At 39.5% G+C, this 24822-nt stretch carries 25 protein-coding genes; 10 read left to right on the forward strand and 15 right to left on the reverse strand.

The window, feature by feature from the left end:
• Positions 1 to 279: 279 nt before the first annotated feature.
• Genes lolB through prs form a run of 3 tightly spaced genes read left to right on the forward strand, consistent with a single transcriptional unit; the run spans position 280 to position 2785 of the window.
• On the forward strand, positions 280 to 909 hold the full coding sequence (gene lolB / locus M1F14_RS15225; protein WP_181469335.1) for a lipoprotein insertase outer membrane protein LolB: 630 nt from the start codon (positions 280 to 282) through the stop codon (positions 907 to 909).
• Complete coding sequence (ispE, locus tag M1F14_RS15230; RefSeq protein WP_048607107.1) at positions 906 to 1781, forward strand: 4-(cytidine 5'-diphospho)-2-C-methyl-D-erythritol kinase; 876 nt, start codon at positions 906 to 908, stop codon at positions 1779 to 1781. Before lolB ends, ispE begins: the two co-directional genes overlap by 4 nt.
• 56 nt (positions 1782 to 1837) lie before the next feature.
• Positions 1838 to 2785: a ribose-phosphate diphosphokinase gene (gene prs / locus M1F14_RS15235; RefSeq protein WP_042843941.1), complete on the forward strand. Its 948-nt coding sequence runs from the start codon at positions 1838 to 1840 to the stop codon at positions 2783 to 2785.
• Between the two features lie 273 nt (positions 2786 to 3058).
• Here the strand turns inward: prs and ychH are convergent, their stop codons facing one another.
• Positions 3059 to 3331 carry a stress-induced protein YchH gene (ychH, locus tag M1F14_RS15240; RefSeq protein WP_034783625.1) on the reverse strand — a complete coding sequence of 91 codons (273 nt, stop codon included), beginning with the start codon at positions 3329 to 3331 and terminating at the stop codon, positions 3059 to 3061.
• 300 nt (positions 3332 to 3631) lie between these two features.
• On the opposite strand from ychH, the gene pth reads away from it, so the two are divergent.
• From pth to M1F14_RS15260, 4 genes are all read left to right on the forward strand, one after another.
• Positions 3632 to 4222 carry an aminoacyl-tRNA hydrolase gene (pth, locus tag M1F14_RS15245; protein ID WP_042843942.1) on the forward strand — a complete coding sequence of 197 codons (591 nt, stop codon included), beginning with the start codon at positions 3632 to 3634 and terminating at the stop codon, positions 4220 to 4222.
• 102 nt (positions 4223 to 4324) lie between these two features.
• Positions 4325 to 5416 (forward strand): redox-regulated ATPase YchF, encoded by a 1092-nt coding sequence (gene ychF, locus M1F14_RS15250; RefSeq protein ID WP_042843943.1) that lies wholly within the window; start codon positions 4325 to 4327, stop codon positions 5414 to 5416.
• A 215-nt stretch (positions 5417 to 5631) separates the two neighbouring features.
• Complete coding sequence (locus tag M1F14_RS15255; protein ID WP_004910599.1) at positions 5632 to 6822, forward strand: integrase arm-type DNA-binding domain-containing protein; 1191 nt, start codon at positions 5632 to 5634, stop codon at positions 6820 to 6822.
• Positions 6823 to 6994: 172 nt separating this feature from the next.
• Entirely contained in the window at positions 6995 to 7612 is a 618-nt protein-coding gene (locus tag M1F14_RS15260) for a Fic family protein (protein ID WP_048607106.1), read from the forward strand.
• Here M1F14_RS15260 and M1F14_RS15265 read toward each other — a convergent pair.
• From M1F14_RS15265 to M1F14_RS15285, 5 genes are all read right to left on the reverse strand, one after another.
• Positions 7609 to 7779 carry a hypothetical protein gene (locus M1F14_RS15265; protein ID WP_181469247.1) on the reverse strand — a complete coding sequence of 57 codons (171 nt, stop codon included), beginning with the start codon at positions 7777 to 7779 and terminating at the stop codon, positions 7609 to 7611. The genes M1F14_RS15260 and M1F14_RS15265 overlap by 4 nt on opposite strands.
• A 256-nt stretch (positions 7780 to 8035) precedes the next feature.
• Positions 8036 to 10630 carry a restriction endonuclease gene (locus M1F14_RS15270; protein ID WP_048607104.1) on the reverse strand — a complete coding sequence of 865 codons (2595 nt, stop codon included), beginning with the start codon at positions 10628 to 10630 and terminating at the stop codon, positions 8036 to 8038.
• 211 nt (positions 10631 to 10841) lie between these two features.
• Positions 10842 to 12353, reverse strand: coding sequence for a hypothetical protein (locus tag M1F14_RS15275; protein ID WP_232370528.1), 1512 nt, complete (start codon positions 12351 to 12353; stop codon positions 10842 to 10844).
• Positions 12354 to 12724: 371 nt separating this feature from the next.
• The gene (locus tag M1F14_RS15280) at positions 12725 to 13831 is read right to left on the reverse strand and encodes a hypothetical protein (protein WP_181469246.1); all 1107 of its coding nucleotides are present in this window, start codon (positions 13829 to 13831) and stop codon (positions 12725 to 12727) included.
• An 84-nt stretch (positions 13832 to 13915) separates the two neighbouring features.
• On the reverse strand, positions 13916 to 14113 hold the full coding sequence (locus M1F14_RS15285) for an AlpA family transcriptional regulator (RefSeq protein WP_104731614.1): 198 nt from the start codon (positions 14111 to 14113) through the stop codon (positions 13916 to 13918).
• A 268-nt stretch (positions 14114 to 14381) separates the two neighbouring features.
• Between M1F14_RS15285 and M1F14_RS15290 the strand changes: the two genes are divergently transcribed.
• Positions 14382 to 14978, forward strand: coding sequence for a hypothetical protein (locus tag M1F14_RS15290; protein ID WP_181469245.1), 597 nt, complete (start codon positions 14382 to 14384; stop codon positions 14976 to 14978).
• A gap of 11 nt (positions 14979 to 14989) precedes the next feature.
• Here M1F14_RS15290 and M1F14_RS15295 read toward each other — a convergent pair whose 3' ends face one another.
• The 6 genes from M1F14_RS15295 to M1F14_RS15320 form a co-directional block, all read right to left on the reverse strand.
• A complete protein-coding gene (locus M1F14_RS15295) occupies positions 14990 to 15511 on the reverse strand; it encodes a hypothetical protein (RefSeq protein WP_104731612.1) in 522 nt (173 codons plus the stop codon).
• Positions 15512 to 15581: 70 nt separating this feature from the next.
• Complete coding sequence (locus tag M1F14_RS15300; RefSeq protein ID WP_104731611.1) at positions 15582 to 16016, reverse strand: DUF2787 family protein; 435 nt, start codon at positions 16014 to 16016, stop codon at positions 15582 to 15584.
• A 280-nt stretch (positions 16017 to 16296) separates the two neighbouring features.
• Complete coding sequence (locus M1F14_RS15305) at positions 16297 to 16608, reverse strand: hypothetical protein (protein WP_104731610.1); 312 nt, start codon at positions 16606 to 16608, stop codon at positions 16297 to 16299.
• Between the two features lie 15 nt (positions 16609 to 16623).
• Positions 16624 to 16965: a hypothetical protein gene (locus M1F14_RS15310; RefSeq protein ID WP_149127488.1), complete on the reverse strand. Its 342-nt coding sequence runs from the start codon at positions 16963 to 16965 to the stop codon at positions 16624 to 16626.
• 107 nt (positions 16966 to 17072) lie between these two features.
• Positions 17073 to 17204 carry a helix-turn-helix domain-containing protein gene (locus tag M1F14_RS15315; RefSeq protein ID WP_181469244.1) on the reverse strand — a complete coding sequence of 44 codons (132 nt, stop codon included), beginning with the start codon at positions 17202 to 17204 and terminating at the stop codon, positions 17073 to 17075.
• Positions 17189 to 17428, reverse strand: coding sequence for a helix-turn-helix transcriptional regulator (locus M1F14_RS15320; protein WP_181469243.1), 240 nt, complete (start codon positions 17426 to 17428; stop codon positions 17189 to 17191). Before M1F14_RS15320 ends, M1F14_RS15315 begins: the two co-directional genes overlap by 16 nt.
• Before the next feature lie 137 nt (positions 17429 to 17565).
• Here M1F14_RS15320 and M1F14_RS15325 point away from each other — a divergent pair, with 137 nt between their 5' ends.
• Together M1F14_RS15325 and M1F14_RS15330 are read left to right on the forward strand one after the other, a co-directional pair.
• Complete coding sequence (locus M1F14_RS15325; RefSeq protein WP_155405731.1) at positions 17566 to 17982, forward strand: hypothetical protein; 417 nt, start codon at positions 17566 to 17568, stop codon at positions 17980 to 17982.
• 61 nt (positions 17983 to 18043) lie between these two features.
• Positions 18044 to 18841, forward strand: a complete 798-nt coding sequence (locus M1F14_RS15330; protein WP_080972715.1) for a DNA translocase FtsK — start codon at positions 18044 to 18046, stop codon at positions 18839 to 18841.
• A 253-nt stretch (positions 18842 to 19094) separates the two neighbouring features.
• Here M1F14_RS15330 and M1F14_RS15335 read toward each other — a convergent pair whose 3' ends face one another.
• The 3 genes from M1F14_RS15335 to M1F14_RS15345 are packed head-to-tail and all read right to left on the reverse strand — an operon-like array spanning position 19095 to position 24671.
• On the reverse strand, positions 19095 to 22295 hold the full coding sequence (locus tag M1F14_RS15335; RefSeq protein ID WP_181469242.1) for a hypothetical protein: 3201 nt from the start codon (positions 22293 to 22295) through the stop codon (positions 19095 to 19097).
• Between the two features lie 9 nt (positions 22296 to 22304).
• A complete protein-coding gene (locus M1F14_RS15340) occupies positions 22305 to 23720 on the reverse strand; it encodes a hypothetical protein (protein ID WP_048607083.1) in 1416 nt (471 codons plus the stop codon).
• A gap of 21 nt (positions 23721 to 23741) precedes the next feature.
• On the reverse strand, positions 23742 to 24671 hold the full coding sequence (locus tag M1F14_RS15345; RefSeq protein WP_048607081.1) for a YafY family protein: 930 nt from the start codon (positions 24669 to 24671) through the stop codon (positions 23742 to 23744).
• Positions 24672 to 24822 lie beyond the last annotated feature (151 nt).

Genomic DNA, 24822 nt, shown 5'->3' on the forward strand with positions numbered 1-24822 from the left:
TACTTTTCCTACATAGTAAATTAAATAATAGGAATCTGATTGATTGGTTAGCAATTTTAGCGCACTATTTTTCTTATTATTACACTATGTTATCTGCATGTAATGGGGAATGTTCTATTGATATTAGCTCGCTATCCTATTTATCATCTAGACCATTAAGTGACTCCGACAACACAAAACCGCTAAACTAGCTCAATGCCAGTAACTCAATGGATGCTGCTATCGGCACCGAATACAACTTTGAGATTTGATATGCAATTAACCCAAATGTTACCCTTTATTCGTCCCAATGTCCGTTTGCTACGCATGCTCCCGCTGTCTTGCCTGCTCCTTACTGCTTGCGTGACAACGTCACAAAACACCACTAAAGGGACTAGCTCTGCTACAGATAGCCAGTGGAAAGCCCATCAACAAGAATTAAGCCAATTACGTGATTACCAAACACGCGGGTCATTCGCTTATAATGGTGGCGAAACCAAAACTTACGCTAAGTTTTTCTGGCAACAATATACCCCTGAAAAGTACCGTCTTTTACTCACTAACCCATTGGGGAGTCGTGAACTTGAGCTAACTGTTGAACCTGATTTAGCACGTTTAACGACCAAAGACGGGCAAACACATATGAGCGATGTCCCTAACGAGTTAATTTATCAGTTGACTGGGATGGAAATCCCCATCGATGACTTAACAGCTTGGCTGACCGGCTCTCCAGGCCGTGCCACAGATTTTACCTTAGATGAAAACCACCTCTTAAAAAGTGTCACTTTTGAAAATAATGGTGAAAAATGGCAACTTAATTATATCTCTTATGACAGCAAAACATCCCCGATGCTGCCAAATTACCTTGAACTACGCCAAGGTGATAGATTAATTAAATTGAAAATGGATAGCTGGACACTGAAAAAATGACATTAACATGGCCCTCTCCTGCAAAATTGAATCTTTTTTTATATATTACTGGCCAGCGCTCTGATGGCTACCATGAGTTGCAAACTTTATTTCAATTTGTGGATTACGGCGATGAAATCACCGTCACAACTCGTCAAGATGACCAGCTAAATTTATTGACAGAAATGGCGGGCGTCCCTGCCGATAAAAATTTAATTTTACGTGCGGCAAAACTGCTACAAACATACTGTCGACAAGTATTACAGTATTCTGGCCCGTTAGGCGCAGACCTTTCTATCCATAAAATATTACCAATGGGCGGTGGTATTGGTGGCGGCTCATCTAACGCTGCTACCACCTTAATTGCACTTAATGAGCACTGGGGGACTCAAGTTACTGATGAAACTCTGGCTGAACTTGGGGCAACATTGGGTGCAGATGTCCCTGTATTTGTTCGTGGTCATGCTGCTTTCGCTGAAGGTATAGGTGAAATTTTAACCAAAGCTTCCCCCAAAGAGAAATGGTATTTAGTCGCCCACCCCGGAATTGAAATATCAACCCCGATGATCTTCACAGATCCGCAATTAAATCGAAATTCTCCAAAACGCTCCCTAGCCGCATTATTACTGGCTCCGTACGCTAATGACTGCGAACCAATTGCAAGAAAACGTTTTCGTGAGGTTGAACAGCTTGTTTCTTGGCTGTTAGAATATGCTCCGTCTCGCCTGACAGGAACAGGCGCATGTGTTTTTTCTGAATTTGAAACACAAGCGGATGCCCTACAGGTGTTAAATCAAGCCCCATCGTGGGTGCAAGGGTTCGTAGCTCAAGGAGTTAATGTTTCCCCTCTGCACAAATTCCGCGCTGGGATAACCCGTGTATTGCACCAATAAGCACTGTCGCTATTGGTCAACAATATCTCTCTGGACGCAAGCCTGAGGTTTTTCTCGTGCCCGATATGAAGCTTTTTGCTGGTAACGCTACACCGGAACTAGCACAACGTGTTGCTAACCGCCTTTACACTAATCTTGGAGACGCGGCTGTTGGTCGTTTTAGCGACGGCGAAGTCAGTGTTCAAATTAATGAAAATGTTCGCGGTGGTGATATTTTTATCATCCAGTCAACTTGTGCACCAACCAATGATAACCTGATGGAACTGGTTGTTATGGTCGATGCCCTACGCCGTGCTTCTGCTGGTCGTATTACCGCTGTTATCCCTTACTTCGGTTATGCAAGACAGGATCGTCGCGTACGTTCTGCCCGTGTACCAATCACCGCTAAAGTTGTTGCCGATTTTCTGTCAAGTGTAGGTGTAGACCGTGTTCTCACTGTCGATTTACACGCAGAGCAGATCCAGGGCTTCTTTGATGTTCCTGTTGATAACGTATTTGGTAGTCCTATCCTTCTGGAAGATATGCTACAGAAAGATTTGGAAAACCCAATCGTTGTATCTCCAGACATCGGCGGCGTGGTACGTGCTAGGGCTATCGCAAAACTCCTGAATGACACTGATATGGCAATTATTGACAAACGTCGTCCTCGTGCAAACGTTTCTCAAGTTATGCATATCATTGGTGATGTTTCAGGTCGTGACTGCATCTTAGTTGACGATATGATTGATACCGGTGGAACTCTGTGTAAAGCAGCTGAAGCACTGAAAGAACGTGGTGCAAAACGTGTGTTCGCATACGCTACTCACCCAATTTTCTCAGGTAATGCTGTAGACAACATCAAAAATTCAGTCATTGATGAAGTCATTGTTTGTGACACTATCCCTCTTTCACCTGAAATTAAAGCGCTGAGCAATGTTCGTACTTTAACACTTTCAGGTATGTTGGCTGAAGCAATTCGTCGTATTAGCAACGAAGAATCAATTTCAGCGATGTTTGAGCACTAATTCCCGTTAGCTGGTTTTTAGCGTTCTGACAACGATTAAATGTCACCACAAAAATACAAGCCCCTACAGAAATAACTGTAGGGGCTTTATGATTTTAGAAAGAAAATAAACTATAGATACCTATTTCTATGACGCCTTAAGCCATAAAAATAACCAACTTACTCAAAAAACAAGAAGTTTTGTGACATTACACTTGCAAGAGTGAAACTCACCTGACTTCCACTCTCACCTAGCCGTTAATAACATCAACACGCCCTATAAACTAGTCACTATTTATGGATAACGGTGATTATCCCTACGTGAATGATAATGGCGTTTTAACAACCAATAACGGTCTGCAACTTTTTCTCGGCCACCGACTCTCGCACCCGTAAGCCAAACAATAGCACCGATGAAAATACCAAACAGGGAACCATTAGTAACAAGCTCAGAAAGATTGAGATTAACAATATGAGAGAATAAGTTGATGCCTATGCTCCCTATCATTAAAACCATCCCTATTCCCATAAGAACATTACCAAGAAGATGAGCGCTTTTCCGTTTCATATATACCTCCAGTACCAGTAAACTGATAAGCAAGCATGTGTAAAAAAATTCGGTAATACTTTATATTTATGTAATGATTATAGTGCATTAAGTAAAATTTTTTGCGATGAGCATCACATGGAAGGAAGTTAGCTAGGATTTCTACACAAAAAATGCTCTTTATCAAAAAAATAGAAAATCCGAATAATTTATAGCGTAACTATACTTAGGGTAATTTTACCCATGACAATTTTGTACATCTCCCATTTCTCAAGGTAAACTAGCGTATTACTTCCATAAACTGACAGTGAAATAGTCGCCGTGAGCAAAATTAAATTAATTGTTGGACTTGCAAATCCAGGTGCGGAATATGCACAAACACGTCACAACGCAGGGGCATGGTATGTCGATTTACTGGCCGAGCGCCATAATCAACCGTTAAAAGAAGAAGCTAAGTTTTTCGGTTATACCGCACGTATAAACATGGCTGGCAATGATATTCGCTTATTAGTTCCAACCACATTTATGAATCTTAGCGGTAAATCCGTTGCGGCCATCGCTAATTTTTATCGTATTAACCTTGATGAAATTTTAGTCGCCCATGATGAACTCGACTTGCCACCCGGCGTAGCGAAAATGAAATTAGGCGGCAGTAATGGCGGCCATAACGGTTTAAAGGATATTCAAAGTAAATTTGCCAATAACCCTAACTTTTACCGTTTACGTATTGGTATTGGGCACCCCGGTGATAAAAACAAAGTTGTTGGCTTTGTGCTCGGTAAGCCCCCGCTTTCTGAACAAAAGCTCATTGATGACGCTATTGATGAAGCAACAAGATGCACTGATATTCTACTTACAGATGGAATGGATAAAGCAATAAATAGGCTCCATAGCTTTAAAGCCTCCGCATAAGAGTTCATTTCATCAAAATCAACTTTTTGTGTATAATCAGCGCCAATTTCTAAACATTAGGTGCAGCATACGTCTGCCCCTTGCTATTAAGGTGAGAAACATATGGGTTTTAAATGCGGTATCGTTGGTCTACCTAACGTGGGTAAATCCACCCTATTCAATGCATTGACCAAAGCCGGCATCGAAGCAGCCAACTTTCCTTTCTGTACAATTGAACCCAATACGGGTGTTGTACCAATGCCAGACCCACGTCTTGAGCAATTAGCTGAGATTGTAAAGCCACAACGTATTTTACCAACCACTATGGAATTTGTGGATATTGCGGGCTTAGTGAAAGGCGCATCCAAAGGTGAAGGCCTAGGTAACCAGTTTTTAACTAATATTCGTGAAACTGAAGCTATCGGTCATGTCGTCCGTTGTTTTGAAAATGACAATATTATTCACGTTGCAGGTCAAGTTAACCCAGCAGAAGATATTGAAGTCATTAATACAGAGCTAGCATTAGCCGATCTCGATACCTGCGAGCGTGCTATTCACCGTGTACAAAAACGGGCTAAAGGTGGCGATAAAGACGCAAAAGCAGAATTAGAAGCTTTAGAAAAATGCTTGCCACATCTTGAGCAAGCCGGCATGTTACGCACTTTAGACTTATCAGCGGAAGATAAAGCCGCAATCCGTTATTTAAGCTTTTTAACATTAAAACCAACCATGTACATTGCTAACGTCAATGAAGATGGCTTTGAGAATAACCCTTTCTTAGATGTCGTTTATAAAATTGCTGAAGCGGAAGGTTCTGTCGTTGTTCCAGTTTGTGCGGCGATTGAGTCTGATATTGCCGAACTGGAAGATGAAGAACGTGATGAGTTTATGGCAGATTTAGGCATCGAAGAACCCGGTCTTAACCGCGTTATTCGCGCAGGATATGAATTGTTAAACTTGCAAACTTATTTCACGGCGGGTGTCAAAGAAGTACGTGCATGGACTATTCCTGTCGGAGCAACAGCCCCACAAGCAGCAGGTAAAATTCATACTGACTTCGAAAAAGGCTTTATCCGCGCACAAACTATCGCTTTTGATGATTTTATTCAATATCGCGGCGAACAAGGTGCTAAAGAAGCAGGTAAAATGCGCGCTGAAGGTAAAGATTATATCGTTAAAGACGGCGATGTACTTAACTTCCTGTTTAATGTGTAAGCCTACACTCTAGTCTCATACTGTTTCACAAAGTATCACTTAATAAGAAAATAGCATAAAATTCATAACATTAACTGGGTTTTATGCTTTTTTATGTCTCATTAAGTTTCATAAAAGCTCGCGATTAAATGAGTACGTAACTGAGTACAATTTATTTATCTTCCCTTTTTAAGTGAGTATAATAATATCAACTTACATAACTCGTTGAACTCATTATGCTTACTGATACAAAATGCCGAACTGCAAAACCTAAAGAAAAACTTTATCGTATCAATGACTTCAACGGTTTGTACCTTGAAGTGAAACCTAATGGTAAAAAAGCATGGCGATTCCGTTTTCAAATAAATGGAAAATCAAGCATGCTTGCATTGGGCAACTACCCATTGGTAACACTAGCTGAAGCCAGATCTAAATGTGATGATGCCAGAAAACTCGTATCAGAAGGAATTAATCCAACACAAGCTAAGCAACTAGATAAGATTAGAAAAGCGAACGAATCTGCAAATACATTTCAAATCATCGCAAAAGAATGGTTGCAAATGAAAGATTGGGCTGATGTGACCAAATACCGTCGCCTTGATATGTTGGAGCGCATTGTATTTCCTTCTATCGGCACATTACCAATAAGAGAAATTACATCTCACCATATTCTCAAAATATTGCAACGTGAGGTTCAAAGAGGTGCTCCAACAGTTGCTGCTGAAGCTAAACGGACTATATCCTCGATTTTTGAATTTGCTGTTGCCACATTAAGAGCTGATAGTGATCCAGTATGGGCAATAAGAAAAGCTCTCCCAGCAAACAAAACACAACATAAAAAAGCCCTCACTACGGATCAAATAGGTCAACTACTCAATAACTTTGATAATAGCCGTGGCACCTTTCAACTGAACTATTGTATGTGGTTAATGTGGTGGACGCTTTCTCGTCCATCTGAAGTCGCTGAGGCTGAATGGTCTGAATTCGATCTTGATAATGCACTTTGGACTATCCCAGCTGAGCGTATGAAAGCACGAAGAGAACATATTGTTCCTCTGCCTACACAAGCTATTACTATTCTAAGATCTCTTTATGGTTTTACTGGTAACCGCAAACATTTATTTCCCGGTCGTGATTCTTGCCATAAACCAATGTCTACTAACTCGCTAAGGCAATTTCTTAAAACGAGAGGTTGGAGTGGTATATATAGCCCTCATGCGACACGTACAACAGGCAGCACACGATTAAATGAGTTAGGATATCGACCTGATGCTATCGAAGCACAATTAGCCCATATGGACTCAAATAGCGTTAGACGTTCATATAATCATGCAACTTATCTTGAAGAGCGCAAAATCATGATGCAAGATTGGGCTGATAAACTTGATATTTGGGTAAAACAGGCCAACCTAGAATCAAAATCATGATGCATGGGTGTGTTAACGTTGAAATATAACGATATTTATTAATTTTTTAGCAAAACCTATGATTTAACCTACACTTAATTAATCCGTTGATTTATAGGTAGTTATTATTTATTTGATGTTTTTAGCATTATAACGTACAAAATTCATACCCACACCACAAGAACACGCTTATATGAATAAATACGATGTGTTTAACAGCGAAGGAAAATTTGCTGATGGTTCTGATGAAGAAGTGCTAGCTAATAAGCTAGGGCTTTCAAACGTTGATGATATCAATGATGCAGAGCTTGTCCTGTTAGAAAAACTGTATCAAGTCATTTTTGAAGAACAATTTCCCACTAAGCAAATTACCGTATCACTTATTCAGCGTTGGCACCGCCAATGGCTAGGGAATGTTTATGAGTGGGCAGGTCAATTACGCACGGTGAATATTAGCAAAGGTGGCTTTATGTTTGCCCCTGCGGGTCGCGTAGCAAAGTTACTTGCTCAATTTGAAAAAGAATATCTCGCGAAGTACACGCCTTGCACCAATATGAGCCGAGAGCGCGTCATAGAAGCTATTGCGACAGTACATGTGGAATTAATTCTAATACACCCTTTTAGGGAAGGAAATGGGCGCTTATCACGCTTACTGGCAGATGTAATGGCGGTACAAGCTGGGTTTCAACCGTTAGACTATGAAAGTTGGACTCAACACCCCGAACAATACATTGCAGCAATCCACGCAGGGTTAAACCTTAACTATGAACCCATGAAATATTGGGTTAATGAAGCCTTAAAAGAAAACTAAATCGCCAGTTTCAAATGTCCAAACCTCTCACGCTTTGCTTTCATTTCTTCTTCAAGACGACGGGACTCCTGCCCTGTTTCAATAGCTGTAGAAGTTGCTACCGAGCGAATGAGTTGGCTACTAGTCGGCTTTATATATGTTATTTCAACATTTTTATTACTTTCCATATTAAACCTCATAAAATATAATTGCTGTTCCATAGTATCAATAATCATACAAACTACAAACACTAAATCTAAGCTGTATTACACCGACCTATTTTTTGAGCCCCCAACTACAGCATGTAATTCTGTACCAACTAATCAAGGTAATACATAGTCACAGTTTGGGTGTGACAGCTAAAATTTAATATGTTCTTATAGGAAAATATTAAATAGTGTTAATAACGGTAAATATCAACACTATTTATATAGCGAACTAAAATTAAGTTACAGGAATGCTCCTAGTTGAAAATTGTTCAATCCAATTGATTAAACTATCTAAATCATTCTCTATATCAGAAAGTTCTGGAAGAGTGTCGGGAAGCTCATTTGGTTGAGAATGTTCATAGACAGAGTAACGAGTCATTAAATCGTCAATTAGTTGGCAATCAGCTGGTGTTATTTTAACAAGTTTCATAAGCTTATTTCCTGTCATCACACTACGACGAAATCTTAACACGACTTCATCCAGCAAGATCGTTTCTACACATCTCTCTACGATAATACGTAAATTACTACATAAGCTTTTAGCTTCACGATCATATGCATATTGATCTCCATCTTGATGAGCTTTCTTTAATAACCTTAACGAATCAGCCTTTAAGGTATTTAACGCTTTTTTAGGTTGCTGATTACGGACATTTCCAGGGACAGTTTGACCAATTCTTCCAGCAAAATTTTGTAGTGTAATTACGTCAACGGATACTGGTGTACCAAGATTTCCTGATTGCCTTTTTTTGGCTTCGGCTTCAACTAAGGCCACTAATGAAAGACGATGGGTAAAAATAATGACCTGTCTTGTTTCGGATAATTCTATTAATCTACTAACAACACGTTCTTCGTAGTCTTGATCAAGAGATGATATTGGATCATCAAAAACAAACGGGGTTGATTGCTGATCACCAGTCATATCCGCAATAAATGCAGACAGTGCTACAATTCTTGCTTCCCCTTCACTTAGAATAACTGCTGGTGAGATTTTATGTATTGAACCATCTAATTCTAATTCAAAAGAAATATTCCCTTTACCTTGCTTTATATCCTTTGGCTTAACTCTAATTCGTTTATTTCCTAATTTATTTAGCTCAGAAGCAAATCTATCACGATAACCATTACTTATTAACTCTTCCGCAAGCTCATTACTTTTGGTAGTAAGTTGATTTGTTCTCGCAAGGGTTTGTGCTTTATTTATCTCAGCTATTTTATTCAACCTTTTAACTTCATCAATTATGGCTTGTTTATTCTGACTTAACCATTGGGTTGTTTTTAAAAAAGCCAATCTCGTTAGCAGAGCTAGTCTCCCCCCGTCTTTTTGTAGTGCTTGAAGTGATTTTTCCTCCCCTTCCAATAAGCTTAATGAATTATTATATGCATCATAGATAGGTTTCCAATTTATTACAGGAAGTTGTTCTACAGATGTGGCTATGCTTAGTGATTCTTTTCGATTAAATATATCAAATAATATTTTCTCAGATAGTTGCTCATCCATTTTCAAAATATTCAATCTAGAGTGCCAATCCGCTACATCTGGAAGTTTTCCATATTTATCCTGTTTATTTTTATAGTTGTTTTCTGCTTGTGTAGCATTTTTTTCCAAACCTTTTTTGATGAATAACTCAAATGTTTTCATTCTTTCTTTTGCGTCAGGTAACAACTCTTGTTGACATAATACACATCGAGCTAAATCTTCTGTGTGAGGAAAATTGTTATTTGGATATGCATAAGAAACTGAAAATTTTCTAGCCTGCTCCCACATTGCTAACCATGTAGATTGTCCAATACCTTCCAAAGGCGAGTCCTTAAATGCTAACTGAGCTGCTTCGTTAGCATTTTTTCTTTTTAATAACGCGTCATTATGAGACTCAATTAACTCTTTGGCTGAATCATTACTATAAAGAGCATTCAATTCTGTAATAAATTTATTTACCTGCTGAAGTGCTTTTTTTTCAGCAATAATCTGTTTTAATCTACTAGGTATATCTTTTTGTAATAATGTTGACTCACTTTGAATTCGTTCTGAATCCATTTCTTTAGTATAGTTACAATTAAATTCAATATCATCAATTGTAGTTTTTTCATTTACTTTTTTATACCAAAGTAACGCTGAATTATCAGAGATATCTGTAGAAAATTTCGGGCGCCGATCCACTAATTGAGTCTTTTTAGCTATTAGCCGCGTATTAATTTCATCACATGTTGAAATTAACGTCTTAACAAATTTTATTTTACTTGGTTCATACGTTGCAGGTTTTTTGTCTTTTATATAAATACCAGCAGCATGGGTGTCGAAAATTTGTACTTTTCTTAGCGCGCTACATGGCCCATTTTGAGGAGTCCAAATAGCCTGACAAATAGATTGTCCATCATGATAATGAGCTGTAGCACTAATTGAGTTTGTTTGTTTATCAAATACATTGCTATGTATATCTTCTTTATATTGAGATCCACAAATTTGCTTGAGTAATCTTGAATAACCTGATTTCCCCGCTCCATTAGGTCCATATACAACCGTTAGTTGTGTATCTCCAAAATCAATACTAGCAGGTGGAGTAAGGGCATTTACACCAATTACATCTGTTAGTTTTAGGATACGCAAAGGAAGCTTTTGGGACGCTAGAGAAAGCGACCCCTCCACATATGCCTCAAAAATTGCATCCTTAGATAACGTAGCCTCACTTAAACAAAGCTCAGTTAGTGCATCAAGCTCCTGATCAGTCAAACGTCTCTTATTATTGATTATTTGAATCGCTGCTGTTTGTAACCACTTAGGGCGCTCAGATAACCATCTTTCAAAAGAATCATTAATTATTTTTGTCATAATTTTATCTTTCCATCATAGAGTACCGATATGATAGGATATTTTTATGATAAAAAAGCAAATATTGGTCTTATTTTAGTTAAATTTATTCATATCAAAAAAACAGCATTCATTTATTTTCCATTAATTGCATGCGGTTACTCTCAAAAATGGTTCCCAATATCAGACTGAAAATATAGGAGCAAATACAGGTTCTGTTAATATTTTCTTATCAAAACCAACAAACATGCTTCAAAACTATATCTAAATACTCGTGTTTCCAATCACCATCAGACAGCTCATGTAAACTCACAAAGCCATCATGCTCTAGCGCACAAACACCGCTGTGCGAGCTTACATAATCATAGACTGCGCGACTTTCTAACCCTTGAATCATATGGGCGAGTAACTTACGTCGCATCACATCACGACGCCATTTCTTCCACTCCCCATTTTTTGTTTTTCGCTTTGTGGTATTGAATGGCTGCCCAACCGCATTCACGACAGAAAGCCCATGCCTATTTTTCTTTCCTATTTTTAGATACTCGTCAATGAGTTGATTTATGCTTTCGCGTAGCTCTGTTGTTTCTAATTTCCAATGTTCCAGTATTTCTGATACATAATCGTCGGAATAGAGCTTTTGTAGCTTTTTCACCATACTTCCCTTCGCTGACAGACTAACAGAGCCTGCGTTAAATATAGTACCGTAGCGGATAGTTTTAACGAGATTATCATCTACCCCTAGAGTATCTTTGATAAAGTCAGTTTCTAGTACAGATAGTGAATCAGTGCTAATTCCATTTTCCTTGAATTCTTGCGCTAAGATAGCTAACTGACAGCTTTTAATATCATAATTATACCCGTTGGCTAAACATGCCCATTTCATCTTACTGGGTAAATATTGAAAGCCTGTCCCTATTTCAAAAGAACGGCTACCCACTTTGGCAGTTTTATACGCTTGTCGATACTCAACGATTAGCGGCATTTCACTAATCACCTTAACGCCCACATCCATCAAATGAGAGATAAAATTAAAATAAAAGCTCTTATTCTTCGCTGTAGGATGGTCATTACAATATTCTTGTAGTTTATCAAGGTTGATCGGTAATGCTTCGAGTTGTTGATACACACCGATAATGCGCTGTCTGAAATTGGCATTTTCGATGGCTCGTTTCGATGTTTTATGTTTAGGCGGCTTTACATTATAAGAGCTTTTTAACATCAGTTCATACAGTGTTTCGGGTTTCTTACGCTTATCAAAAATATTCGTCAAATAGGTATAGCGATCTGTACGTTTAAGATAATCCTTTCGTTTACCGGGAAATAAGGCTTTAAGGACACTTTTAGATAAAGCAAATTCTCGGCACTTATGGGTTCCATAGCTATGTTGGATAATTTTAATAATTTTAGCTTGTTCTAAGCACTCTAAACCGCGTTCTAAGCCTAAATCGCGACTTTGCTTAAAAATCATAGGGAATTTCTCTTTCCCCAGTTCAGCGGAAAATGGCACAGAATACGTCCATTTTTTATTTCCTTTAAACCTCGCTTTTTTCTTCGTATTTTTGCTAACCGTCGCACTACAGATAATATGCTGTAAGAATAAGGCAATTTCACTGTAATATTGAGGTTTATGACGTTGATCGACGGTATTATCAAAAGGAACGCTCAAAACAATCGCTTTATAGGCTTCAACTGTAGCTTCTGTGACAAGAATGTTATCTTTGGTGATATATGCTGCTGTCATTTCAATTTACCATGTTGTTAATAGTAAATTGAATTACGCAAATGCATTTTTAATGGGGTTACCGCTACCCCCATTTTTTAGTAGATGATTAGAAAAAGCGAGAAAGCGTCAAATACCCGTGCCAGCTACTCAAAGCGATCAGTTAAGACCAACAACTCGCGGTTTAGACGAGAATAGCTAACTATAGCCACTCCACGCTATAGCCATATTAGATAGCGTTATTGTTCATAGCCATTATGCTTATGATACTTGCTAAAACTTGATGTTATGCTGGTAACCAGCATTGATATATATACATAATATTGTTATATGTTGAGTCGCCACACTATACCGCCGCAGCGACCGAACACCATTACCCGTGATACAGGCTACTAATAACCGTGTTTGCGAGCCCATTCTTCACGCAAACTCTTCTGCCAAAGAGCATCATTGCCAAGAATGCCGAGCTTCTCAACCAATAAATGAAAGTCGTACCAAATTTCATCTTTATCGAAAAGATCAACTTGATTGTTTTTCAATCTATTATCTAGACGTTTTAAGATCTTTTTAGCCTCCTTTGGGTTGGTTTTATTTACATAATCGCGTAGCTCAGGTAATATCATGCCCGACAGTAACAACTCCCAATCTAAATCCCCTTCTTTGGTACACAGTGGCTTTTTATAGAACCCAATACGTTCCAGCAAATTGTGAAGATTGCGAATATCTCGTAATAAAAGCGCCTTACTTCTCGGTTTATAACGCGTCTCTATGCGTAGGAAGCGACGGTAATCCTGTATTTCGCGCCAATTAGTGATTATCAGTTGTAGATCTTTATCATGTAAAGTGTCTAAGTCATCACCAACATCCAGCTTCTCATAGCAAGAGGCGTGATACTCTGATTTATTGCTACCAAGCCGTTGCCCTTGAAACTCGTCTTCACTTGAATAACGTTCGCCACAACATGCCCCTTTAAAACCAATATGATAGTCTGAGAGACGCATATCATATATGTCTAAAGCATAATCAATGCGAGTCACCCATGCGCTTTTCAATAACTTATATAGATATTTACCTAGGCGCTTCTTCTTTCCTAAATAAAGAACTAATTTATTAATATCATCAAAAGAAAAATGTTGAGGACTAAATTCAAATCTAACAGCACCTCTTCCTTCATATTTATCTTTTTTCTTAAAATCCATTTCCGTTGGCATATAATAGATCATAAATGCTTGCTTCGGATTATATTTATTTTTCACCTTAACTTGATAGCGATAAAGTTTCTTAATATATTTACCTTTCGTTTTTCTTCTTCTAATTGAATAAAAACGACTGCCTTTCATCTTATTTAATCTATCGAACAATTCATCGGTATCATCAATTTCAAGATCACCTACAATACTAAGTTTATCAATTCTATGCATCATTTCGTAATGACCTAATTCATGAGGAATAGCAATTGATTTCTTCAAATTATCAAGCTTCTCTTTAGAGATAGACATAGCTACCTCCATTACTCACTTGTTCACTATTACTCTGTATATCATCATATAAAGGGGTTATAACAGGCTTATAGATCCACATAATTATTGCCCCCCTTTTTTTACGCATTTTTCATACCACTGATTTATTTGACTAGCTTTCCAACGAACCGAGCGCCCAGATGCAGTCAATAAATATTGCGCAGGAAAATCCCCCGCCTTAATCCAACGGTATAAGGTCGCGCGTGAAACCTGAGTGATTTCTAAAACTTGTTTGAGAGTCAAAAATGTATCTTGTTGCATAACTAATCCTTAATCGTAATGCATCACGACGATGCGATTAGCTTTTACAACCTCTCAGACCAAGGACTTTGTGACAGTCACAAGATTCAAAAAGTTAAATTAAGTGACGGTCACAGTGATCTTCTGAAATAAATCTGCTAAAATTTTTTAAAACTTTAGTGACTGTCACAGTAAATCAAGTCTTCTATAAATTATGACAGTCACAATTATTGGTGTACTTTTAGTAAGTCACTGAAACATTGAATGACAGTCACAAAGGAAATTCGTTATGGCAAACCCAAGAAAAGGCAAAAAGAAAGATGATCGCGAAAGAGCGGAAGAAAGCAGAAATAACAGGAAGGAGGATTTAGGTCCACCATTTACCATTAACATGCAAGATAAAATTAAAACAAGATTAAGGGAAATCTGTGTTTATTTTGGACATAATGGAATGATGGAAAGAGAAAAAGCCACAGGACGAATTTTCAGTCAAACAATTATGAATGTTGTCGACTACTATTATATTACCTCAATCATTAACCCAAAAAATGAAAACAAAAAATTATTAATAAAAACATTTAAAATTATCTGGAAGCTTGCTACTTTTAAAAATAACAATTTAGTTCTTAAATATAAACACTTACTTATTATTAAGAATAAAAATCTTGATGAGAAAATCAGTCTCATAAAAAATGAAAAAGAGAGAAAAAAAGTTGAAGAAATACTGAAATTAATCGCAAAAAAAATGACTGAAAAAGGATATTATATCCCTCCATATTTATTTAATAATAAGTTTAATGCAAGAGATAAAAACGAATGGGAACCTAAGGATGTTTTATATTTATTAGATACTCAAGATGTTATCAGTAAAATACAAAAAATGTAAAAGCTATCTACTTATAAAGGTGATATTTCAACCCAATATAATGATTCACTATACAACCGCAGTACCTTGTTACCCCTTAATCCATAACGGGCACGGCTCACTCTTTCTTGCTGGTGGCTATCAAAGAAATAGAGATATTCACTGTCCATACGCTCCACCAGCGACCAATGCCACTGATCACCCAGAAGGATAAGCCGACGTGACGTTGTATGAGCGTCTAAGAACGCCTGACAAGCAGACAGTATTTTTTGTGTGGTAAATCCATCTTTGTAACGAAATGGTGTGGTGACGTGTAGAGGGGCTTGTGATGGGTATTTTGAGGTTAAGCGCTTAATCAAGTAATCCATTTCAGGAATATCAATACCTTGGGTTAAACACTTGTACAGTGACCAGTATTCGCTGTATTCACGCAAAAGATAATTAAATAACGGGCGGGGCTTAATGCGGTCGCCATAGAACCATGTACTCATATTCACCAGACTGTAAATTCCACAGAGGCAATCTAAATCCCCTTGCTTGGACGGTATCAACATCAACTCAAACCTTCTATTGATTGTACTGTACTTAATGGAATCACCAGCGCTGGTATTATTTTTTACTTAATTAGTGGGTTTCCCACTGAATACTGACTTCATAACATTTCATTTTGTGGTATTGAATAAAATTACGTTGCCACAGTTCAAACATTGCTCCGCCCTCTTCTTCATCAATATCCCCCATCATAAAATGATAAACATAACCTTGCGACCAACAAATATCGAGTTCCTTTTCAAGCTCAGGATAATAGCTCCCCATGAATGAAAAATCTGTCACATAATCAAACTGCCATTGCTCATGCAGCCGTAATAAGCGTATTTCGACAGGATGGAAACCGCCTGTTTCAGCGCTATACAATGGGTCTCGAAAATTCATTGTGACTGCCCGAACAGTGGTTAAATCAATCGCTGAGTTAATCTCTGAATTATTCAGTTCATGTAATAATAATTGGCTAAAAGCTTGTGCGATAGGCAAGCGTAGCCCTGACTGATGAATAGTCATATAAAGTTGCCTTTAAATAAAAAAATGGAAATAAACTGTATAAGCACAACCCAATCATATTTTGGGTATAGTGCCATGCTAATATTTTACCATAACCACCAGCAAAGTAAAGTACTTTATTGTTTTAAATCAGATAGTTAAGGGGTTTAGCCATCATTGCTATTTTGATATACGTACCGTGATTTTTATTTATGGCGGGGAATATTGACGTGGAAAGTGAATGAAAGAATAGAAACGTCAAAGGGAAAAATGCCAACCTAATAATAGGCTGGCATAGCGATTAACCGTTGAGTAACGTAACTACAAAACTTTTTTTATCATCCGTGAGCTGCACGGAATAAATTACCGTGACAGAACCCGCTTTTCCTGTTGCTTCGGCAGCACAGAGATAAACGCCTCGTTGTGTATTTTGACGTTGCGTTCGCACATTCACAAGCTGCTCATACATCGCCCAACCGACATGTTGATTGACCACTTGTAACGCTAATGCTTTTGCACCATCACTATTACAATTAACGGTACTCTCATTACATCCCGTTAAACCAACCATCGCCGTTAATATGCTTAATTTCATCCACTGGTTAAGTTTCATTTTCGCATTGTCACCTTACAGCAGAAAATTTACGGTTATTCCTGCTAATATATCGAGTGCAATCACCACCAACGCCACGTAAGACCAAGCACGACGATCCGGTATTTTCACGATAAAGTAAAAACAGCAAACATCCCAAATAAGAATCAATGCTTCCACTTTATTCAATGTCACCTTTTTAGTAATAAAAAATTCAACGATATTTAAGAATAAAATCGGTAAAAACCAAAATAGCCAAAAGGTTTTAGCTAATCCAAAGCCACCGTTGAACAAACGCTGTTTAAATAAAGCCGGATCATTTAATCCTTTCGCTTCGTTTTCTTCTCGAATTTTTTGCAATTTATTTTTGATAGACATGACTGTTCCTTCAATTAAATGAATTAAGGGTTTTTTCCATGGTGTTGGTGCTAGAATGGGTGTAATACCTTACCGATAGGCACTGGTAAATATTTAGGCTATTTCAATTACCGTCCATGATTATTAGAAGGTGGCTTGTTGATGTAACGACTCGGCCATATTGTTTCGGGAGCCGTGCCAATCACATCCGCAATGATCTGTTCAGCTCTTGGGTACGCTCGCTCTAACGACTCGGCCATATTGTTTCGGGAGCCGTGCCAATCACATCCGCAATGATCTGTTCAGCTCTTGGGTACGCTCGCTCTAGCGCATTATTTAACGTTCGAGACGAAAGCCCATGCTCGCGAGACAATTGCGCTAATGTGACCCCTTTTTTATGTAAAGCCGCCACAATATCCGCGCGGTGCCAATCCGCAGAGCTTCCTTTTCGGGGCTTTTTTTGAGATGCTACTGGGTTAGACATAGTAATAACTCCACTGTTTAATTCCTCGTCTATTAAAAACCAATTAAAGGGAATTATCAATAGATATCTTTATGATTTTAACATCTTTCTAGTGCGGTTATTTTATCCTTTTGATATATATGAGATTTATAAAAATCATGACTGATAAAAAACAACTAACTGAAATGGATAATGCGCCCAAGCTCTGGTTTACCAGTGGGGAGCTCGCGGCTATAGGAAAAGAAAAAGCTGACGATCCAACACGTTATCCTGAATATAAAGATATGGATATCCCGACGACAGCGAAAGGCGTTAGAGTCCGTCTAGAGTCAATCACAGCTCTTCATCCCCACTTTCGCAAGAAGAACCCTAATAAGCGTGGCGACCTCTATCATATTGATTCATTTAAGGTGATCCTAAATACCGATGAAAAAGAGCTCATCAAGCAAAATACGCTATCTTCTGAAAGTGCAGATCTTAACCTTTTACTCGAAATCTATAAATCACTGTCGGTTGAGAAAAGAAAAAAACTATTAAAGAATGCGCTCACAATGAAACAGGAAGAATTAGATTAGTATCTTTTAATATCTTTTGTTATTTTAATAACTGTATTTTCGTCACTGACTCAGAGGCACTATGCAGTTATCTCACCACAACACGCTAGACAGCAGCTATGACCCATTGATAGCTAAAGCCATTGATTATGTCATTCTCATTAACAGAGCCTCACCGAGACGTTTACAGCGCCATTTTCGGATAGGATTTCATCGTGCTGAACGAATCATTAATCAACTTGAGTATCTCGGTGTTATCACCCCGTTAAATCAATATGATTATCGTGAAGTTCTAGGGTATTCGACTCACGACCGCTCTTTTGATACATCAGCCTTTGCAGCACCTATCGAGACAGCACAAACCCCATTATTCACTGAATTAGCACTGGATACGCAATCCCTAGAATACCGTTGCTTGATTCAGGCTATCGTCTGGCAACGTATTGTGGTCTGGGTTGAAGAAATCGAGATTGAAGGCGGGGCAACCAATATCTTGAAATCTGTCTCACCGTTTGAATACCTGATTGATACGCACAGCGATGATATTTATCAGGATACACTCCGCAACAACGCCAGTTCTTACCGTTTCCTTTCTACGCTGCGTCCTGAAACTCCATTGGACGTGTTACGGCAACATGGACGAATTAGTTATCAGCCCTGTTGGAAACTTCCTCGAATAGCACAAGAAGAATGGCAAGGTTTATGGGTGCCAAATGAAGCGGGATGGGAAAGCTTAAGTGAGGAAAACATTCATCAGCCAAGAGGGATTGGTGAGTGGCCTGATTTACCCCATAAAAGCATGAAACCGTTGGTGCATGGGCTGCAAGAAGACGGAGGGGATTATTTAAGGTATTTGATTTATTGGAAAAGCCAGCTTTAGCCTCACGTTATTCAGAATTGTGCTAACAGTTAAACTGTTAGCACAATTAAATCTGACAGTCTGGTTTGAGCTAGGTATAGTCATTCTCACCCTGAGAATTACACTTTGACGAGTTCAGGGTATGCACTTACTGGTTACGAATATTGTGCCAGAATCATGTAATTTAATTATTTTTGCTTCCGAGCCAGTAAGTGCTCAACGTTCGCTAACGAATACTCTGGGCGTGCAGAAAAACTGATATACCATCCTCTCCCTAAGACAGCCAGATATAGGTCCCGAAGCGCAAGAATGTTTCGTGAGAGTTAGGCGAATAGACACTAAGCAATCCTTGTTCGTTAGCCGCAAGATATTGCCAGTCCCCCTCATCCATCATGAGTTCTTTGAAATCAACACCATCATGGCTTAGATAAATCATCTGCCGGTTATAGCTGGACGGGAAAAGGCTGATTTCTGACAAGTGGAAGCAGTCGGCGACGTGTAGCTCGCTGTCGTGTCGTTTCCATTCATAGCCTTTATCTGAAGTCAGCAAATAACGGGAATAAAAGCACATTAGCGAATCATTCATCCGAGTTACCACAATATCGTTATAGAACTCTTTCTCACCATTCCAGGTGCAATTTCGCCAGCTTTTACCTGGTACATGATATTCAATAATAGATTCTGCGTCAGGGCGCTTCTTCACCGTTAAATAATGCCTGTCATATTTGCTAAATGACAGTAAACAATTGATACCCGGTAGTGAAAAAAGACGTTGTATTTCAATGCCTTCTCTAAAACTCGGCGTATCTTTGTAACGGCGCCATTTCTCATTAAGACTGCTTGTACAAAAAATAACCGGCTTATCGTAAGTCGATGTTTTCGTCGAATCGAAGAAAAAACCTTCTTCTTTATATTGATACTCTTTACGCTCCGTAAACCGCCATAACCAAAGATCATTAAAATGAACAAGATCTTCAGTCATTCTAAAATCCCAGGTATTCGGCACATCCGGAAACTGGCTTTGCTGCCAGGTCAGGGCATCTGTGGAATAATAGAATCCAGAATCGGAGTTGGAGAAAATCACCCAGATGCCTTCCACAATGATGATTTTATTTATATAACGTATTTTCTCTACTGGATCCGGATTAGCCACCTGCCAGCTCAGTCGATCCTCACTACGATAAAAACATTCATCATTATCAATGATTAGCCAAATTTGACCATCCGTCTTAATATGACGAATATTCTCTGGGTCGCAGGGAGGATTTTCGATATCCTGCCACTCGATCCGAAAGCGGTGTTCTTTGCCACCTTTCATCACCGTAACAGATTGCTTATCGAGTTTTTCCTGTTCTTTCTGCCGTAGCCACTCGATATGTTTCTGTTCTTTGATGCGAATGACTGAGCGATCAAACTCACCGCCGGCAAACAATTCAAGCTGTTCGGCGGCATCTGAACATGCGTTTGAAAAGGCCGTGAGTGAATCATCAATTTGCGCCTGATATTTACTGATTTGATAATACCAGTCTTCATTTTCTGCTGAGTTATCAAGTTCATAATTGGAATAACTGATTTGATTTTCATATTCAAACGTCGGAATCCCCCAGCGAGAGGTGATACCATTGGCCTTATTCAAGGCTGAGGAATTTGACGAAAGGAACTCACGGGCCTTTTTACGAAAACCATTTAGGTCAGAGAGACACGATTTTCTTCCCAGCGCAAAGGCAGAAGCACCGACAGCGGCCCCCATTTTTCCCAAGAAGCTATCATCATCAAACGACCCCAGGAAGAAGCTGTAATCACCGAATTTCATCGTCACTTTCAGCATGTCATAGCTCAGCATATTGCACGCAAGACTGGCGGTATTAAGCTGCTTGATCTCCTCCGAAAATTGATTTTTAAATCGCAACTCGCGATAGCGGAAAATATTAATCCATCCCTGCGTCAGTGAAGTCAGTTTCTCTGCGCTGGTGAGCAGTTTCTCTTCGTTATTTTCCTGAAGCAGCACCTGCATGTGAGGAAAAACGTCTTTAAACTGCGCGGGTTTCAGCGCACTGAGTACGCGCATCACCTGTGGATTTTCAATCTTTTTGCCACAAAGCATCAGTAAAAAGAATACGTCAAAAAGCCAGGTGTAGCGCGAATTATCATCGGCTAGCAGTTCCAACATCGCCTGCTGATATTCCTGATATTTATAAGGACTATCGGCCAGACTCATGATATCGCCCACTACGGCCGAACAACCAGCATATTCCCCAAGAAGCGCCAGAAACTCATGCCCCTGCCTGGTCAGCGAGGCAGTATTTTCAATACTCAGTGCGAGTAAAATCAGATACAGAGATTTTTTATCTTCGCTGCCTGTAGCGTCCAGAAAGCTGTGCTGATGAATATCCGGCAAAGCTGAAACCAACGTCAACGTCTCTGCTGATTCATCCTGCGTATCCTCAAGTACAGTGGCATTTAATCCATTAATATCCCGATAGATATCAATAGTCACCAGACTACCGCCAATCACTTCGCTAATCAGATCGCGGATGCTGTAGATGGTTGATAATCCTGAGAATGCTTCACCAAACAGTCGGGATATCAGCTTCTCACGTTCTTCATCACTGTTACACAACGCGTCATCATAAATCAGGGAAACGATCTTTTCATATTGTTCAGAAAGAAAATAGAGAGCGTTGAAGCCGATACCAGATATATTGGTTTGAATAAAATGTGAGTCAATTTCATGTTCATCCACCGAAAGCTCGATGAGCGAACGGTATCGATCAATACTGATAATATCTATCTGGTCGATAAGCTCAAGAATGAAATCAAGCAGCCGCACTTCTTCATCGCAGTTAACGCCTAATTTCTCGAGCGTCACGATCAGATAATTGATATCTGCCGTCACCAGTTCAGCATCCTGATGTCTGCGCATAAAATCATAGGCCAGGCTTAACACCAGAATATTATCTGGGTAGGATTTATAGCGACGTTTATTCGCTTCGATATCTAACGACCAGTTATTATATCGGGTACTGTTTTCCACCTGAACGAGTCGGCGGTTGATTTTATCAATTGCCTGCTCGAGAAAATCTCGCGTTTCAATTATATATTCATTCATGGTTCCCAAATTATTGCGAATGATGGCAATGCTCTGGGAATTGATCAGGTTTTGCTGCTGGAGTTGCATAAGATAATGCCAGGCTAACTTTTGCACCTGCATAGTATCTGATTGATTTAGTAGATTATTCTCATTATTTTTGCCGCTTAAAGCCCCACTAAACCGTTTGAAAAAACCACTACTCGCCTGCTCTTGTAACCGATTCTGGCTATTGGAAATCAGCTTTGAAGCATCCAATGCCAACTGTTGTGTAAGCGCCGCGTTCGCTTTGTGCTGCCTGACCAAATCATTGACAGCTTTCTGTTCAGCCACTTCCAAAGGTTGATGGAAAATCTGTTGCTGCTGCTCGGCAGTCATATCAGTCATATCAGTTCCTTACAGATTATTAATTATATTTTTTAAGCGAAAACTTTGCGCTTCCATGGTTTTTATCTGGCTGGAAAAATGTTTTTCAGATAAATAAAGGCTCTTATGGAAGTCGGCGTAATAGATTTGTGATTGATGCAGATAGCTCAACGCATCGTGCATTACTAGTCCATTACTCACTACCAGTTCTGTATTGACGAGGGTAAGTTCGAAGTTTTTCTCTATGTGATTATCCAAAGCAATATTCATACCAAGGGTCGTAATCAAGCCGCCAATGAGGCTTCCTAACAGCATGCCAACCGGCCCGCCAGGCGCTCCCACTGCCGCACCAATAGATGCACCAGCCACACCAGCCCCTGTCTGGAAGAGACCTTTACCTGTACGAGACTCTAGTTCCTGTGATGTAATTTTCCCTGCAGCAAACAGCACCACATTTTGTACAACATCCACAGCACAAACCGCGGCCCCCGCGATACCACCATTGGCGAGACTACGTTTAAAAACAGTACCTGCAAACAAACCAGGTAAGGAGCGTGCAGCGATGCTGACGCTCGCGGTGGCAACCCCGGCTTTCAGCGCGCTATCCCCGGCAGCAATGACGGTGTCTTGCAGGATCTGGACGGTGGCTTGTTCAACCGTGATTTCACCATTTTTAACCTGTCGCACATATTGGAATGTATTAATGCTCCCCGCAATGACTGTGGTGATCACAGCCGCAGAACCTGCAGCGCGCACACTTTGTTGGAGTGTCGCTTTGTTTAGATATCCGGTCTGCATTTTATCATGCAGATCTTTACCCGATTGTGTCCCCGCCCCGACGGTTTCCGCCTCACGTTTGCTAAGCGGCGTCGATTTAACCCCTTCAGCCTCAATGGAGGAGGCAGTTTTATCACGCACTTTTTCTGCAGCATCCGATACAACCGGACGCTTTTGTTGGTTTTTAAGTACGGTACGTTGGGCTGAATCCTTGATCCCATCAATTTGATCGGCCGGACCGATAAATACATCGCTGTGCTGATATTGATGAACACCATCTTTGGTGGAACGGAAGGCTTTTTGTGTCTCTTCGGCATTGCGGAAATATTTAAGCTGCGCCCCCACTAATTGCTCATCGCCCTTCATAACTACAATGTCATGAATCTGATGATTTTTCCCCAACGGGGTATTCTTAAACTGATCCGTAAAAGCGCGTACATCTTTATCTTTTAGAATGGCATCAAGATTGAAGGATTCTGCATGCCAGGTTTCCGCAGCAAAACCGCCTTTTATCGCGTTGTTTTGCGCTGTGGAAGAGATGGTTGACATAATATTGTTAGCCTGGTTTATTTCACCAACCATTCGTCCAATTTTTTCGGCAGCCTGCATTGGCCAGATTGGACAGAGGCTAATCGACTGCGTTACAGCTTTTTTGCGATTGTTCATCATGGTGCATCCTTAGACGTTATCCTAGAAAACATTATCGGTTACAAGGTCATTTTCTTGAGTAAGTTGGGCAATATACTGAGAAAGCTGTCCCACAAAGGCATTAGCTTCAGTCACGGGCGATAGAATTCGTACGTTAGGCAACCAGAATCGTAGCGTAGAAAAGAGTTGTTCCCTATGCGAAATTCGCGTTGTGACAATTAATCTGCCATCCTGTGATTTGCTGATAATTTTTTGCTGTGGCAATATATTTCGTCGCTCAAAGTAGCAAGCAATATCGGGAAAGACTTCAACCATAACTTCCATTTTATTCATGCTAAACCAGGCGTCGTCCTCGCTATCAAGATAGTCATGAATGTCGCTGTCTGGAATGAACGTTGTTTTTTTGATATCCAGCCATTCAATCGCACTCACTCGAAAGGCTTTAATCATTAATTCAGCATCCGTTGCTGCCAGATACCATACTCCTTTTAAATTCATTAAACGGTATGGATAGAGAGTTCTGGATTTTCCTTTATAGTGAATAACGCAAACCAAATTTTCTTTTATGGCTTTGTCCAGTCTGGAAAAAGTGCTTTTTTGAAGCTCAGAGCTCAATGCTTCTGGAGGAATTGGCAATATTTTAATGCGGTTATATTCAATTGCCGTGAGTATATTTCGTAACGAACCCTCCCCTGACAGCGGCAGTAATTCCCAAAGGCCCGTTTTTTCACTCAAACTATCTAACGTAGGAAGTTTATCTTCTGCCTCATTTTGCATGCTGATACGATAGATCCCATCTTTAGAGCACGTGACAAACTCACCCAGGCGATTTAGATCACGATAAATGGTTCTCTCCGTAACTTTAAAGCGACCAGCCAACTCACGACGCGAAACCGCACCTTCCTTAAACAGCTGCAATAAAATCAGCGCAATACGATTTGCCAAACGCTCATGCCGTGAAAAATTATCCATAATCAAACCTCGGTCAGAATTTGGACTTCATAGTACTCTAACAAACTGACAGGAAGTGTCAGTCACCTTATAACTAACGATTATAAGTCAAAATTATTTGTTAATCACGGAATAGAAGGTTTAAAACTGAATCGATCTGTCAGGTTGTTGA

Source organism: Providencia sp. PROV003 (assembly GCF_045040775.1).
Taxonomy (GTDB): domain Bacteria; phylum Pseudomonadota; class Gammaproteobacteria; order Enterobacterales; family Enterobacteriaceae; genus Providencia; species Providencia huashanensis.